Origin of the sequence: Pedobacter ginsenosidimutans (genome assembly GCF_001442625.1) — a bacterium.
GTDB classification, from domain to species: domain Bacteria; phylum Bacteroidota; class Bacteroidia; order Sphingobacteriales; family Sphingobacteriaceae; genus Pedobacter; species Pedobacter ginsenosidimutans.
Map to the genome: position 1 here is coordinate 44239 of NZ_LMZQ01000009.1, position 14985 is coordinate 59223.

Below are 14985 nucleotides of genomic sequence, written 5' to 3' on the forward strand. Positions count from 1 at the left end.
ATTCTACTTAACAGAAAATTAAAATATTTTATTTGGATTTGATCTAAATAAATGATTGCTTTGCGCAAAAAAATAATAGTAAATGAAAAATCTATACTTAATTGCAATCCTTGTCTGTGGATTTATTTTAACAGGTAAAGCACAAACCGTTACCGGAAAGGTAATTGGCGAAACCGCTCCGCTTGCGGGGGCAAATATTAAAGTTGAAGGCAAAAATGCTTCGGCTACAACAGCTGCTGATGGTAGCTTCGAATTGAAATTAACCGAAGGTGCTTACAAATTGCAGGTAAGTTATGTAGGCTATACGACCATACTGCAAAAAGTGAGCCTGGCTAAAGATCAGACCGTTAATTTAACCCTTTATTTAAGCCCAACATCGAACATGCAGGAGGTAGTGGTGGTTTCATCGCGTAAACCGACCAAAATTAGCGAGATACCGGGTACCGTTTGGGTAGTAGACGGTGCGAAAATTCAGGAACAGTCCAGGGCCGGAATCCCGCTTAAACAAACCTTAGCGCAATTAATTCCGAGTTTGGATGCCGGTCCGGAAGGACGCACCAACTACGGACAGAACCAACGTGGCAGAGATGCATTGGTGATGATTGATGGGGTATCGTTAAACAGTACCCGTGGTGTAAGCCGTCAGTTCGAATCGATAGATCCTTTCAACATCGAGCGTATCGAGGTTTTATCTGGAGCAAGTGCAGTTTATGGCGGTGGTGCAACAGGTGGTATTATCAATATTATTACTAAAAAGGGACAGGATAGTCAACCAAGTTTTACTACACAAGTTGGCGTACGCAGCGGTTTAAAAGAAAAAAGTGATCATGATGTACGTGTAGCACAGGCCATTTCTGGCGGGAGCAAAGATTGGAACGGACGCATTGGTATGGCTTTCCAAAAAAACAATGCAGCTTATGGTGCAGATGGAAAACAGATCTTTACCGATATTACACAAACCGATTTACAGTATAACCAATCGTTCGATTTTTTCGGAAGTAGCGAATTTAAATTGACTGAGTATCAAAAACTATCCGTGAATGCTCAATATTACAATTCGGGTTACCGTGGCGATAAAGATCTTTTCTTGGGCGCAAATTATGGTGGATTATTATCAAATCCTGCACTTTTAGAAATGAGAAACGGATACTCATCAGATGTTGATCCAAAAACAAGAAGAGCCAATATCAATGCCAATTATCAGGCTAGCGACATTTTGGGTGGGCAAACACTTTATGTACAGGCAGCAGCAAGAAACGAACAATTTAGCTTTCACCCATTCCCAGGGCAGGCGGCAATACCACAGCGACTATACAGTGGTTCATCCATCCAAAATACAAACTACAGCGCATTAAAACTGGTATTGAACAAAGACTGGAACAGATTGAACCTTACTTATGGTATTGATGCAGACAACGAAAATTTTAACGCACAGCAAGCCCTGTTTGATAGAACAAAAGCCTTTGCATCAGGTGGTTTAAATAATAGCACAATAGCCACTATTGCCCGTTATCCTAATTTCAGGGTAAATGGTTTATCAGGCTTTTTGCAGGCACAGGTTAAAGTAACCGACTTCTTAAGCCTGTCGGGAGGTGTGCGTCAGCAACGTATGTTTGTGAAAGTTGGTGATTTTGTAGGCACCGCTGCTTCTGTACCTTTGGCTTATGGTGTAGGTAGAACAGCTACGGCTATTGCTGGTGGTGAAAACCATTACGATGTAAACTTGCTAAACGGTGGTTTGGTATTTAAAATCAACGCAGCTCAACAAGCATGGCTTAATTTCTCGCAAGGGTTTAACCTGGCAGATCCGGCAAAATATTACGGACAGGGTACTTATACCTTGGTAGGTACCAACTATAATTTAGGTAACTCGATCAATGTTGGAAGTTCTCCTTTAACCGGTATCAAAACAGAACAGTACGAAGCCGGTTACCGTTACCGCACAGGTATATTTAATGCGCAGGTAGCTGGTTTTTATGCCTTATCTGATAAAAATGTAAAAACCAATAACACATTCAATATTGAAGTTTTTGATGAAAATGTAAGGAATTTAGGTGTTGAAGGTTCATTATCATTAAACCTGAAAAATGGTTTCGAAGCTGGTGTAAATGGCTTGTACATTAAAACACAGAAACAAAATGCTGATGGTACCTGGTCATTACAGGATGTAACTGTTGCAAGTCCATCAAAAATTGCGGGTTATCTGGGTTATAACGGAAAAGTTTTTGGAATAAAGGCACAGGCTTTCCACTCATTTGATTCGAAAGGTTATGCTGCAGTCGGAAATGTTGTAGTGCAAAATGAGTTAAAAGGCTTCACCACTGTTGATTTATTAGGTTCGGTGAAATTATTTACCGGAAGTTTATCATTTGGTGTACAAAACCTGTTAAACAAAAATTACCAAACCATTTGGAGCCAACGTTCGGTATTGTTGTATCAAGCTTTGGCAAAACCAGAAACCTTTTATTATGCAGGCCGCGGCCGTACGTATAATTTAACGTATACGCTTAATTATTAGATTAGATTTTTTCGGTCGTCATTTCGAGCGAAGTGCAACGAAGTCGAGAAATCTATCTAAATAGATCTCTCCATTCCGCTGTGCTCCAGTCGAGATGACGACCTTTTTGTTAGAAAGAATAGTTGGCAATAACGGTTTTATTTCTTCTTCAATTCTATCACCGTAATCTCCGGCCAGATCCCAATCCGGCCCGAAAAACCAAGAAAACCGAAGCCTCTGTTTACATTAAGGTATCTTCCATTTTCGGTTTTAATACCCGCCCAATGTTTATAACGGTATTTTACCGGACTCCATTTAATCCCAAAAGCTTCGATGCCAAACTGCATGCCGTGTGTATGACCAGCCAACGAAAGTTGGATTTTTGAAGGATAATTTTTTACCTGCGCATCCCAATGCGAAGGATCGTGCGATAACAGGATTTTAAAATCGTTAACTGAAGTATTCAAAAGCGCTTTGTTTAAGTCTCCACGTTCTCCAAAACCAATCCCCCAATTTTCTATTCCGGCGAGTATAATTTTATCGCCGTTTTTATGCAATTCTACATGTTCATCCAATAATAGTTTAAAGCCAAGTTCTTGATGGTAAGCTTTTAACTGATTCAGATTCTGTAATTTATCTGCTTCCGTAGGCCATTTAATATAATCACCATAATCGTGGTTCCCCAGAACAGAAAATTGTCCGAAAGGGGCTTTAATCTGCGAAAAATGCCCAATATAAGGCACAATTTCCGATGAAGCATTATTCACTAGATCGCCGGTAAAAACAAATAGGTCACTCTTTTGGGCATTAATCATATCAATGCCTTTTTGCACGGCTTTAGGGTTTGTAAAACTTCCCGCATGTACATCAGAGATCTGTGTTAGGGTAAAACCATCAAAACTGGCAGGAAGATCATTAAAATATAAAGTGTGTTTAATTACGCGGTAAGCATATTTTCCTTGGGTAATGCCATAAGCGAATAAGGCGATGGTTAAACAGAACATCACAAAGGCAAAATCGACCCAGTAATTGCTACGGCCCAAAATGTGAAAACCTTCGGGCTGGAAATTGGTCGACAAACCTAACAGCAAGCGGTAAACATCACCGAGTAGCAGGAAAAAAGCGAACACGAGCTCTGCGGCAAAGATGATTAAAAAAGCATGGCTGATGATCTGGAAAAACCTGTTCATTCCCTGGATCCGCATTTGCTGTATGGCGTATAGCAAAGCAAAAGTTAGCCCCACAATAAAAACCCAGAAAATAGGACTGAGCCAGGTAGATTGATTAATGGTACCCAGGCCCGACAAAACGTAAGCGTTAAGTGCAAAAAATATAATGGCCACGATGATGAGCGGCAATAGATTGAGTTTTCTTTTCATTATTAAAAATCTGTAAATCAGAATATGTGGTAAAAATAGAGTTTAAACGCCGGTAATTAGCTACTGTTACGGTTACCGATTATTTTTACGCTCGTTTGATTAAAGTGATTATCGTAATTATGCGTTATATTTATGAATATCATAGTATGTTGAATTAAAATCAACTTCCTGTTGCGTATTTTATAATTTACTTTCTTTTATTAGCTTTGTGCGAATATGCTGTCCAAAAAAACAAAGTATGCCATTAAAGCGCTTGTTGCGCTCGGTAAAAATTTAGATAAACCACCAATGCAGATTTCGAAAATTGCAGAGGAGGAGCATATCCCGAAAAAATTCCTGGAGCAAATTCTGCTCGATCTGCGTAACGCTGGCTTTTTATACAGTAAAAAAGGTGCAGGCGGTGGTTATAGCCTAAACAAAAAACCTGAGGAGATTTTATTGGTACATGTAATGCGTGTAACGGATGGGCCTATTGCCATGGTTCCCTGTGCAAGTTTAAACTTTTACCACAAATGTGATGAGTGTGTAGACGAGAAAACATGCGGAATCAGAAGTGCCTTTATCGATGTTAGAGATGCTACCCTTAAGGTTTTAACCGAAACCAGCATTGCTGACGTAATCGGTAGAGAGGATAATCTGAAAATCGGTATCGTTAATTTATAATATTTATTTTCACGTGGCCCAATCCGTCATGCTGAACTTGTTTCAGCATCTATGAAGATATGTCTTACACGTGGCAGATTTTAAAATATTAATCCCAAAATTCATTCATTGAGTTTGGGATTTTTTTTGGAAATGAAAGTTCGGTTTTTCATAGGGGTTTTCAGTCCCGCTTTCCGTTTGTAGTGCCAGCGTGAAGCCGGCAGCTACCACTGCAATCGGGTTTATTTAACAGAGAGAGTAGCACAATCGGGAAACAGACCTCGCAGGTTTTCGAAACCTATAAGGTCTCACTTCCGTGTTAGGGATTGTAAGGGTTCAGTACCGATTAAGTATCGGCTCAAATCAGTTTTCAGTTAGCAGTTTTAAGCTAATAATTAAAGAATTTAACTTATAGATTTCTCCATTTCGCTACGCTCCAGTCGAAATGACGTTTTATTTATGTAAATTTTTTCATAATAAATTACGACTATTCCTATATACTTTATATATTTGGCATATGAATTTCAATTTTATACCTAACAAGTTAATCGCTATGCAAATAATGTGTTGTTGTAAAACGCAGTAATAGGAGCCTACAGATAATTTTAAGTATAAAATATGGAATGCTTCTCGGTAATAGGGAAGCATTTTTTGAATAAAGCTAACAACACATATGCAAAGTTTCAGAACAGAACTCGAAAATCCGATTGTCGAGCAGGACATTATCGATTTAGAGAATAAGATTAAAGCTTTTAGAGATGGAACCATCCATGACGAAAAGTTTAGAAGCCTCCGTTTAGCACGCGGTGTTTACGGTCAAAGACAACCTGGCGTACAAATGGTGCGTATTAAATTGCCTTTTGGTAAGGTAACTTTTAAGCAGTTGTTACGTATTGCAGATATTGCTGATGAGTATGGAAGTGGAAATTTACACTTAACCACCCGTCAGGATATTCAGATTCACTATGTGAGTTTAGACCGTACTCCAGAGCTTTGGGCTAAATTAGAGCAGGATGATATTACGCTTCGCGAGGCTTGTGGAAATACGGTACGTAATGTAACGGCTTCTCCAAATTCTGGAATCGATGCTGAAGAACCTTTTGATGTTTCGCCTTATGCGCAAGCGGTATTTGCTTACTTTTTGCGTAACCCGATCTGTCAGGAAATGGGTAGAAAGATTAAAATTTCATTTTCTTCGAGTGATAGAGATACTGCATTTAGTTACATTCACGATTTAGGTTTTATTCCTAAAATTAACGAAAATGGCGAACGTGGATTTAAAGTTTTGTTTGCAGGTGGTTTAGGGGCACAACCATTTTTGGCCAATGCGGTACACGAATTTTTGCCTGAAGATCAATTGATTCCGTTTACTGAATCTGTTCTTCGTGTGTTCGACCGTTATGGCGAACGTACCAACCGTAATAAAGCACGTTTAAAATACCTGGTTCAAAAACTAGGTTTAGAAGAAGTTTTACGTTTGGTTGCCGAAGAGCGTATTGCCAACAAAGTAAAAACCTTTAAAATAGATATTAATACTGTACCTCAGCCAACTTTGCCTTTAGCGCAAGAATACCCTGCGGTAGAAATATTAAACGAAGCCCATTACAAACATTGGTTAGCCACTAACGTAATTGAGCAAAAACAAGCCAGATTTTATGGCGTTTATGTAAAAGTTCAGGTAGGGGATATCAAAACTGATAAAGCAAGGGCTTTTGTTGATGCCATCAGATTATACGTGGCCGATGAAATCAGAATCACCCAAAACCAGGGGTTGCTGTTAAAGTTTGTCCGCAAAGAAGCATTACCTTCGTTATATGCGGCTTTAAATAAAATTGGTTTTACTACAGCAGGTTTTGATAGTTTAGCCGATATTACCACTTGTCCTGGTACCGATACCTGTAATCTGGGTATTTCGAACTCAATGACCTTGGCCGAAGTTTTGGAAGAGGTGATTTATACCGATTTCCCTGAGTTTATCTATGAGAAAAACATCAAGATCAAAATCAGTGGATGTATGAACTCTTGCGGTCAGCATGGTTTGGCTGAGATTGGTTTCCATGGAAGTTCGGTAAAAGCTGAAGGAAAAGTTGTTCCGGCAGTTCAGGTGATGTTGGGCGGTGGTACTGTAGGTAATGGTGTGGGTAGAGTAGCAGAACGTGTAATTAAAGTGCCATCTAAAAGAGCAACAAGTGTTTTACATTTCATCTTGAATGATTTTAAAGCCAATAACCTGGCAGATGAGAACTTTCACCAATATTATGATAGAAAAGGTAAAGACCATTTTTATCAGTTGTTAAAACCGCTGGCTGATTTAACTAACCTTAAAACAGAAGAATTTGTAGATTGGGGTCATGTAGAAGAGTTTGTGACTGCAATTGGTGTAGGCGAGTGTGCCGGTGTAGTGATCGATTTAGTTGCTACTTTATTGTTAGAAGCTGATGAAAAATTTGATTGGGCAAAGCAAAACCTGGATAAAGGTGCTTATGCCGATGCCATTTATCATACTTACAGCACTTTTGTAAGCGCTGCAAAATCTTTACTGTTAGATAAAGGCGTAAACAGCAGCACACAGGTAGGTGTAATCCGCGAATTTGATAACCACTATGTAGAAACTGGAGAATTTAATTTATCGACCAATTTTTCTGACCTGGTGTTACAGATCAATAAAAATGAACCAACAGCTGAGTTTGCTCAGAAATATTTCGAAGAAGCAAAACAATTTTTAAATCAGATTAAAGCGAAAAGGAGCTTAGTAAACGCATAACATGGGAGAGCAGAGATTAAACGTGGAATCAAGGATAACCCTTTTAGGGGCAGGTCCTGGAGATCCTGATTTATTGACATTGAAAGGGGTTAAAGCGTTGCAAACTGCAGATGTGGTTTTGTACGATGCCTTAACCAATGAAGCTTTATTGGAGCATGCTCCGGCAGAAGCCATTAAAGTTTATGTAGGAAAACGTTCAGGTGAGCATTCTTATCCTCAGGATACCATTAATAAATTAATGATTGATTACGCTTTAAATTACGGTCATGTAGTGCGTTTGAAAGGTGGTGATCCATTTGTTTTTGGCAGAGGTTATGAAGAATTGGATTATGCAGCTTCATACAGCATTCCGGTGAGTGTTATCCCTGGTATTTCGAGTTCTATTGGTGTACCAGGCTTGCAGCAGATTCCGGTTACACACCGTGGTATGAGCGAAAGCTTTTGGGTAATTACCGGAACAACCACTTCGGGAGAGGTTTCGGCTGATATTTATCAGGCAGCACATTCTAATGCGACAGTTGTGGTACTTATGGGACTTAAAAAATTACCTAAAATTGTGGAGATTTTTAAAGCTGCAGGTAAACACCATTTACCAACCGCAGTGGTTCAGAACGGATCTGCAGAAGATGAAAGATTAGTTGTTGGCGTGGTTGAAACTATAGAAAGTTTAGTACAGCAAGAAAATATTAAAGCACCTGCTTTATTAATTTTTGGAGAAGTTGTATCATTACATCCATCATTTAAGAAATTAATTAAACAATATGCAAGTATTGCCTAACCAACCTGATAATGCAGCATCTTTTTCTGAAGAAGAAAAAGGTAACCAGCTTTTTCCAGTTTTTGTAAAGCTGAACAAGCTGCGTACATTATTAATTGGTGCAGGAAATATTGGACTTGAGAAATTAACTGCGATCGTAAATAATAGCCATAGTGCTACCATTACGATTGTTGCAGAGCTGGTATCACCAGAAGTTTATGCGCTTATCGCAAATTATCCGCTGATAAAAGTTAAGCAGAAAAGTTTCGATGTAGACGATCTTAATGACATTGACATTGTTTTCGCAGCAACCAATAACAATATTTTAAACGAAGAGATCAGAAAGGTTACGCATGAGCGTGGCCTGTTGATCAATGTGGCTGATAAACCTGAACTTTGCGATTTCTATCTGGGATCAATTGTGCAAAAAGGCGATTTAAAGATTGCTATTTCTACAAACGGTAAATCGCCAACCATTGCCAAACGTTTAAAGCAGATTTTAAACGAAGGTTTACCTGCAGAACTGGATGAAACTTTGCAGAATATGAGTGCTTTGCGCCAAACTTTAAACGGGGATTTTTCTGCAAAGGTTAAAAAACTTAATAAGGTTACCCAAAGTTTAATTAACCCTAAAAAAAGTTTTGCCGAACGGAACATTAAATGGTTAATCTGGGCGGCCTCAGTTTTACTAATTGGTGCTATCGGATTTTCTTTGTGGAATACCGAGCCAGAATTTCAGACTTTTCTGATCAATATTGATCCTTTATTCTATTGGTTTTTAGGTGCAGGGTTTTTATTCGCATTAATTGATGGTGCAATTGGCATGTCGTATGGTGTTACTACTGCATCGTTCTCATTAGCGATGGGTTTACCTCCTGCATCGGCAAGTATGGCCATTCACATTTCTGAGGTAATGAGCAACGGAATTGCAGGTTGGATGCATTACCGTATGGGTAATGTAAACTGGAAATTATTCAAAATTTTAATCCTTCCTGCTATAATCGGTGCAGTTTTAGGTGCCTATATCCTTTCTTCATTAGAACATTATAGTGCTTATGTGAAGCCTATTGTGGCTGTTTACACCTTGTTTTTAGGCGGAATCATTTTAATGAAAGCCTTCAATGTGAAAAGAAAAAAAGCCGATCAAAAAATTAAAAAGATTGGCTTATTGGGCTTTGTTGGTGGTTTTATCGATGCTGCCTTTGGTGGTGGCTGGGGTTCGATCGTATTATCGAGCTTAATTGCAGGTGGCCGTCACCCATTATTTTCTTTAGGAACGGTAAAAATCAGCCGCTTTTTTATCGCCACCTTAAGTTCGCTTACATTTTTTACTATGTTAGGTGGCAAACATTGGGAAGCTGTTGTAGGCTTAATTATTGGTAGTGCAATCGCATCACCGATTGCTGCAAAAGTATCGAACAAAATTTCTGCAAAAACCATTATGGTTGCCGTGGGGATTATCGTGATGATTGTAAGCTTACGCAGTGTAATTATGTTTATTTTAAAATTAATATAGTGATGGAGAACCTAGAGGAGATAAAAGTAGCACTGGCAGGTTTAAGTACAATTGATAAACTGAAATTTTTAGCAGATAAATATGCCGACCGGATTATATTTTCGACCAGTTTTGGTTGGGAAGATCAGGCGATTACACATTTAATTTTTTCAAATAATATTCCAATCAAGGTTTTTACTTTAGAAACCGGACGTTTGTTTCCCGAAACCTATTACGTTTGGAACCGTACCTTAGAAATTTACAATAAACCCATTCATGCCTATTATCCGCAAAATGAGCTGTTGCAGGATATGGTGAATACAAAAGGCCCGAGCAGCTTTTACGAATCGGTAGAAAATAGAAAAGAATGTTGTTACATCCGTAAAATCGAACCTTTAAAAAGAGCATTAAAAGGTAATGAGATCTGGGTAACAGGAATCAGGGCCGATCAAAGTGCCAACCGCGAAGATATGCACGATTTAGAATGGGATGAAGGGAACCAATTGGTTAAATTCCACCCTATATTCGATTGGACTTTAGATGATGTGAAAGCATACATTAAAGAAAATAACATTGTTTACAATACCCTGCACGATAAAGGTTTCCCGAGTATTGGTTGTGCCCCATGTACAAGAGCAGTACAGCCAGGTGAAGATTTTAGGGCCGGTAGGTGGTGGTGGGAAGACCAGAGTAAAAAAGAATGCGGTTTGCATGCTACTTAAGGTAGAAGGCTAAAAGATAGAAGGTTTATATTCCTTATTGAATGAAACATTGGAATATCCCAACATTCAAACCTTCCAAACATTTTTAACAACAATAACAACAACAAATATAACAAGTTGAATAATTGAGGAATTTAATATTCAATCATTCAACATTTAAACATTCCAACAATTGAAATGAGTACATATAATTTTGATTATTTAGATGAACTAGAGGCCGAGGCTATTCACATTTTACGTGAAGTAGCAGGTCAGTTTGAAAAACCAGCCTTATTATTTTCGGGTGGAAAAGATTCAATTACTTTAGTTCGTTTGGCAGAAAAAGCTTTCCGTCCGGGGAAATTTCCTTTTCCTTTAGTACATATTGATACAGGCCATAATTTTGAAGAAACCATCACTTACCGCGATCAGATGGTAGAGCGAATTGGCGAGAAATTAATCATTGGATCTGTGCAAGAATCAATAGATCAGGGTAAAGTTGTAGAGCAAACAGGCAAAAATGCCAGTAGAAATGCTTTGCAGACCGTAACCTTACTCGATACCATTGCAAAGTACCAGTTTGATGCCTGCATCGGCGGTGCGCGTAGAGATGAAGAAAAAGCAAGGGCTAAAGAACGTATTTTCTCTGTTCGTGATGAATTTGGCCAATGGGATCCAAAACGCCAACGTCCTGAACTTTGGAATATTTACAACGGTAAAATCCATAAAGGAGAAAATATCCGTGTATTCCCGATCAGTAACTGGACAGAATTAGATGTTTGGAATTATATCCGCAGAGAGAAAATAGATCTGCCAAGTATTTATTTCTCGCACGAACGTGATTGTATCACCAGAAACGGACAGCTGATGGCAGCTTCGCCATTTTTAAATATGGATGATGAAGATGTGGTAGAACGCAAACAGGTTCGTTTCCGTACCGTGGGCGATATGTCTTGTACTGCTGCGGTAGAATCGGATGCCACTTTGATTGATGATATTATTTCTGAAATCAGCGCTTCTAAAATTTCAGAGCGTGGTGCCCGTATGGATGATAAAGTTTCTGAAGCCGCAATGGAAGACAGAAAAAAAGGAGGATATTTTTAAAGAGAGATTTGAGTATTGAGATGTGAGATTTGAGACTTTTGAAATTGTCTAACATCTCAAATCTATTATCTCAAATCAAAAGAATACATATTAAAATTTTAAGAGCGATTTGAGCCTTTGGATGTAAGATTTGAGAACCTTGCATCTGTCTAATATCTCAAATCTATTATCTCATATCTAAAAAAATGAACATATTAAAATTTTTCACAGCAGGCAGTGTAGATGATGGTAAAAGTACCTTAATCGGCCGTTTGTTATACGATACAGATTCTATTTTGGCCGATCAATTAGAAGCTTTACAGAGCTCTAACCGCAAAAATGATGACGGAACAATAGATTTGGCCATTTTAACCGATGGTTTAAGAGCAGAGCGCGAGCAAGGTATTACCATTGATGTAGCTTATAAATACTTTCAGACCGAAAAACGCAAATTTATTATTGCCGACACACCTGGCCACATTCAATATACAAGAAATATGGTTACGGGTGCCTCTACTGCCAACCTGGCTATTATTTTGATCGATGCCCGTAATGGCGTGGTAGAACAGACCATCCGCCACTCGTATATCGTTTCTTTATTGGGCATTAAACATGTAGTGGTTTGTATCAATAAAATGGATATGGTTGACTATAGCGAAACCGTTTATAGCGCAATTATAGAGAAATATAAGGTTTTGGCTCAGCAATTAAAGCTTGTTGATGTAACCTATATTCCGGTTAGTGCCTTAAAAGGCGATAATATTGTGCAAAATTCAGGTAACATGGATTGGTACGAAGGAGAGAGTTTGCTGCATTTCTTGGAGAAGGTTGATACCGACAATTTGGATAAATCTCAATTGGCCCGTATGCCAGTGCAGTGGGTAATACGTCCACAAACAGAAGCATTGCACGATTACCGTGGTTATGCAGGTAGGGTGTTAAGTGGTACCTTTAACTTAAATGATAAAGTTACCGTATTGCCTAGTGGTGCGAGTTCTACTGTTGAAAAAATTGAATTTTTTGATCAGACACCAGATGCAGCTCACGCTGGCCAGTCGGTTATTATTCACTTGAAAGATGATGTAGATATTAGCCGTGGCGATACCATTGTAAATGCTTCGGCATTGCCGCAAGAATCGAAGCTGATTGAAGCAGACCTTTGCTGGATGGATGGCCGTGCGTTAGATACTTCTATCATGTACAATATTCAGCACAACAGTAAAATCACCCGTTGTAAAATCAGTGAGATTTTGCATAAAGTTGATATCAATACACTTGAAAAACATGCTGCTGACGAATTTAAATTGAACGATATTGGCCGGGTGATTATTAAAACCGCTGATGCTTTGGCATTCGATTTATACGATGATAACCGGGCAAATGGTTCAGCTATTTTGGTCGATACGCGCACAAATTTAACCGTTGGCGCTTTGATGTTCAGGGCAGCAGTAGAATAAAATGTAAAATGGATAATGGAAATTGATCAATGACCAATTTTCAATGACCAATAGCGAAAGCTTCAAGGAATATAGATAAAATCTTAATCTTCTTAATTCCTTAATGGTGGAAAAATGGATGATGAAAATTGTGAAACGATGAGATCTTTATTTCAGCTTATTGGTCCGGAAATCATACAATCCTGAAAATCTTACAGTAGAGAACCACAACCAAATATAATAATGAAGACTTTAGGTTTTAATCTAAAGTGAAAGCAATTTCAGCGGGGCGCCAGATAGGGCAGCCCCGTTTTTCGTTTGACGATTTTTTAAACATTTTAAAGATAGGCGCTTTAAATTTTTTATATCTTAGTTTAAAACCCTCAGATAATTTTCCGAATAAACCAAAAACTATGCACGCTGGAAAGAAATATACCTTCTTCGAATTTATTGTATGGACCCGACGAGATATTTACCGTTTAACCATTCTCGCAATTATCCCTACTGTACTTTATCATTTTTGTAAGTTTACCTTTCTCTCCATTTCCTGGGTTCCGGTAGCACTTTTAGGTACCGCTGTTTCCTTTATTATTAGTTTTAAAAACAATGCCAGTTATTCGCGACTTTGGGAAGCCAGGCAGATTTACGGCGGAATTATAAATGCGAGCCGTGCCTTCGGGGTAATGGTACGCGATTACTTAGCAGCTCAGGATAAAACAACAGATGTTCAGATCATTTTTTACCGTCATTTTGCCTGGTTAACTGCCCTTCGGTTTCAGTTAAGAGAGCCAAGGGCATGGGAAAACGCGAACGACCCCCGTAATATTGAGTACGCCAGATTGTATCATGTTTCCGAAAAAACTGATAAGTTAGAAGATACCCTATCGCAATACCTTTCAGCAGATGAGTTGAAATATATTTTAAACAAGAAGAATAAGGCCACCCAATTAATGGCTCTGCAATCGAGCCACATTAATAAATTGGCAACTGCCGGAAACTTATCCGATTTACAATTACAATCGTTGCAAAATTCTATTACAAGTTTCTACGATAATCAGGGTAAAGCCGAAAGAATTAAAAACTTTCCATATCCACGTCATTTTTCATCAATAGCAACCATTATGTTAAACCTGTTTGTGTTTTTGGTGCCCTATGGCTTATTAAACGAATTTAACAAATTAGGCAATGGTACTTTGATTGAGGGTTATTCCATCTGGTTAAATGTTCCATTTGCAATTTTACTCACCTGGGTTTTTAACTCTTTGGATATTGTTGGCGAGAGTTCTACAAATCCTTTTGAAGGAAGTGCCAATGATGTACCCATTACCAATATCTCGCGGACAATAGAAATCGATATGAGGGATATGCTTGATGAAACTGATCTGCCTCCTGTACTAATACCAGAAAATAGTATACTGATGTAAATTTCCCTTATGGAAATGATGGAAAATAATCATCGTATTTGTATATTGATTAGAAGACAATAAATCACAGTTACCATGAAAAGAAATATCCTTTACCTTGCTTTGGCAACAATCCCTTTTGCTTATGCCTGTACCCAAAACAATAAAACAGCTACTGGCGCTAAAACTAAAACCGATTCTTTGGTTAATGAGAACTGTTATGCAGCAGGTTTTGAGAAAGACAGTGCAGCCATGAATTTGAAAATACTGGCCTCTGGTAAAGTTACGGGCTCTTTATTGGTTAATTATGCCGAGAAACCGCATAATAATGGTACCATAAACGGAAAATTTAACGGCGATACCTTATTGGTAGATTACCGCTTCAAAACTGGCGAGGACACCGTAAAAGTTTACACCAATCCATTGGCATTTTTAAAGAAAGATGGAAAACTAATTATGGGGGTGGGACAAATAGAAACCACACTTGGTAGATCTTATTTTATTAAAGGGAAACCCATTAATTTTGAAGCAGGCAAGTTTGTTTTTCAAGAAGTGGTTTGTAAGTAAAACTAGATTTTTTCAGGTAAAATGAAATCTTTAAGCTTAAAAATTTTCGTCAGCATAGTGGTTATTTTGATTTTCATTAAAGTAATCTATTCCTTCAATATTGATTATAAACGGGGATTACACTTTGACCATACTATAGGAAATATTATAATAACGATTTTGGCCGTATTGGTTTTTATAGTCTTGTTTAAATGGTTTAAAAAGTAAAAATTATTTGCACCCCCACTACTGGTCTTAGCGTCTCGCTAAGACCCTTGGTTA

General features: G+C 38.3%; 11 protein-coding genes. 10 read left to right on the forward strand and 1 reads right to left on the reverse strand.

Annotated features, from left to right (window positions below; all coding sequences use genetic code 11):
* Nucleotides 1-82: 82 nt before the first annotated feature.
* Nucleotides 83-2518 carry a TonB-dependent receptor gene (locus ASU31_RS13665; RefSeq protein WP_057932861.1) on the forward strand — a complete coding sequence of 812 codons (2436 nt, stop codon included), beginning with the start codon at nt 83-85 and terminating at the stop codon, nt 2516-2518.
* 137 nt (nt 2519-2655) lie between these two features.
* On the opposite strand, the gene ASU31_RS13670 is transcribed toward ASU31_RS13665, so the two are convergent.
* Nucleotides 2656-3876: a metallophosphoesterase gene (locus ASU31_RS13670; RefSeq protein ID WP_057932862.1), complete on the reverse strand. Its 1221-nt coding sequence runs from the start codon at nt 3874-3876 to the stop codon at nt 2656-2658.
* Between the two features lie 216 nt (nt 3877-4092).
* Here ASU31_RS13670 and ASU31_RS13675 point away from each other — a divergent pair, with 216 nt between their 5' ends.
* The 9 genes from ASU31_RS13675 (at nt 4093) to ASU31_RS13715 (ending at nt 14724) form a co-directional block, all read left to right on the forward strand.
* Nucleotides 4093-4539 carry an RrF2 family transcriptional regulator gene (locus ASU31_RS13675; RefSeq protein WP_029275042.1) on the forward strand — a complete coding sequence of 149 codons (447 nt, stop codon included), beginning with the start codon at nt 4093-4095 and terminating at the stop codon, nt 4537-4539.
* A 652-nt stretch (nt 4540-5191) separates the two neighbouring features.
* Entirely contained in the window at nt 5192-7282 is a 2091-nt protein-coding gene (locus tag ASU31_RS13680; RefSeq protein ID WP_057932863.1) for a HEPN domain-containing protein, read from the forward strand.
* A 1-nt stretch (nt 7283) separates the two neighbouring features.
* Nucleotides 7284-8060: a uroporphyrinogen-III C-methyltransferase gene (cobA, locus tag ASU31_RS13685; protein ID WP_057932864.1), complete on the forward strand. Its 777-nt coding sequence runs from the start codon at nt 7284-7286 to the stop codon at nt 8058-8060.
* Nucleotides 8044-9555: a TSUP family transporter gene (locus ASU31_RS13690; protein WP_057932865.1), complete on the forward strand. Its 1512-nt coding sequence runs from the start codon at nt 8044-8046 to the stop codon at nt 9553-9555. The genes cobA and ASU31_RS13690 overlap by 17 nt, the downstream gene beginning before the upstream one ends.
* 2 nt (nt 9556-9557) lie before the next feature.
* A complete protein-coding gene (locus ASU31_RS13695; protein WP_057932866.1) occupies nt 9558-10256 on the forward strand; it encodes a phosphoadenylyl-sulfate reductase in 699 nt (232 codons plus the stop codon).
* 177 nt (nt 10257-10433) lie between these two features.
* Nucleotides 10434-11339: a sulfate adenylyltransferase subunit CysD gene (cysD, locus tag ASU31_RS13700; RefSeq protein ID WP_057932867.1), complete on the forward strand. Its 906-nt coding sequence runs from the start codon at nt 10434-10436 to the stop codon at nt 11337-11339.
* 185 nt (nt 11340-11524) lie between these two features.
* Nucleotides 11525-12775, forward strand: a complete 1251-nt coding sequence (locus ASU31_RS13705; RefSeq protein ID WP_057932868.1) for a sulfate adenylyltransferase subunit 1 — start codon at nt 11525-11527, stop codon at nt 12773-12775.
* A 392-nt stretch (nt 12776-13167) separates the two neighbouring features.
* Nucleotides 13168-14178, forward strand: coding sequence for a bestrophin family protein (locus ASU31_RS13710; RefSeq protein WP_057933019.1), 1011 nt, complete (start codon nt 13168-13170; stop codon nt 14176-14178).
* A gap of 75 nt (nt 14179-14253) precedes the next feature.
* Nucleotides 14254-14724 carry a hypothetical protein gene (locus ASU31_RS13715; RefSeq protein WP_057932869.1) on the forward strand — a complete coding sequence of 157 codons (471 nt, stop codon included), beginning with the start codon at nt 14254-14256 and terminating at the stop codon, nt 14722-14724.
* Nucleotides 14725-14985: the final 261 nt, after the last annotated feature.

Excerpts from the sequence above, each read along its gene's own strand:
- ASU31_RS13665 (WP_057932861.1), top strand. The coding sequence starts at position 83 with ATGAAAAATCTATACTTAATTGCAATCCTTGTCTGTGGATTTATTTTA.
- ASU31_RS13670 (WP_057932862.1), bottom strand. The coding sequence starts at position 3,876 with ATGAAAAGAAAACTCAATCTATTGCCGCTCATCATCGTGGCCATTATA.
- ASU31_RS13675 (WP_029275042.1), top strand. The coding sequence starts at position 4,093 with ATGCTGTCCAAAAAAACAAAGTATGCCATTAAAGCGCTTGTTGCGCTC.
- ASU31_RS13680 (WP_057932863.1), top strand. The coding sequence starts at position 5,192 with ATGCAAAGTTTCAGAACAGAACTCGAAAATCCGATTGTCGAGCAGGAC.
- cobA (WP_057932864.1), top strand. The coding sequence starts at position 7,284 with ATGGGAGAGCAGAGATTAAACGTGGAATCAAGGATAACCCTTTTAGGG.
- ASU31_RS13690 (WP_057932865.1), top strand. The coding sequence starts at position 8,044 with ATGCAAGTATTGCCTAACCAACCTGATAATGCAGCATCTTTTTCTGAA.
- ASU31_RS13695 (WP_057932866.1), top strand. The coding sequence starts at position 9,558 with ATGGAGAACCTAGAGGAGATAAAAGTAGCACTGGCAGGTTTAAGTACA.
- cysD (WP_057932867.1), top strand. The coding sequence starts at position 10,434 with ATGAGTACATATAATTTTGATTATTTAGATGAACTAGAGGCCGAGGCT.
- ASU31_RS13705 (WP_057932868.1), top strand. The coding sequence starts at position 11,525 with ATGAACATATTAAAATTTTTCACAGCAGGCAGTGTAGATGATGGTAAA.
- ASU31_RS13710 (WP_057933019.1), top strand. The coding sequence starts at position 13,168 with ATGCACGCTGGAAAGAAATATACCTTCTTCGAATTTATTGTATGGACC.
- ASU31_RS13715 (WP_057932869.1), top strand. The coding sequence starts at position 14,254 with ATGAAAAGAAATATCCTTTACCTTGCTTTGGCAACAATCCCTTTTGCT.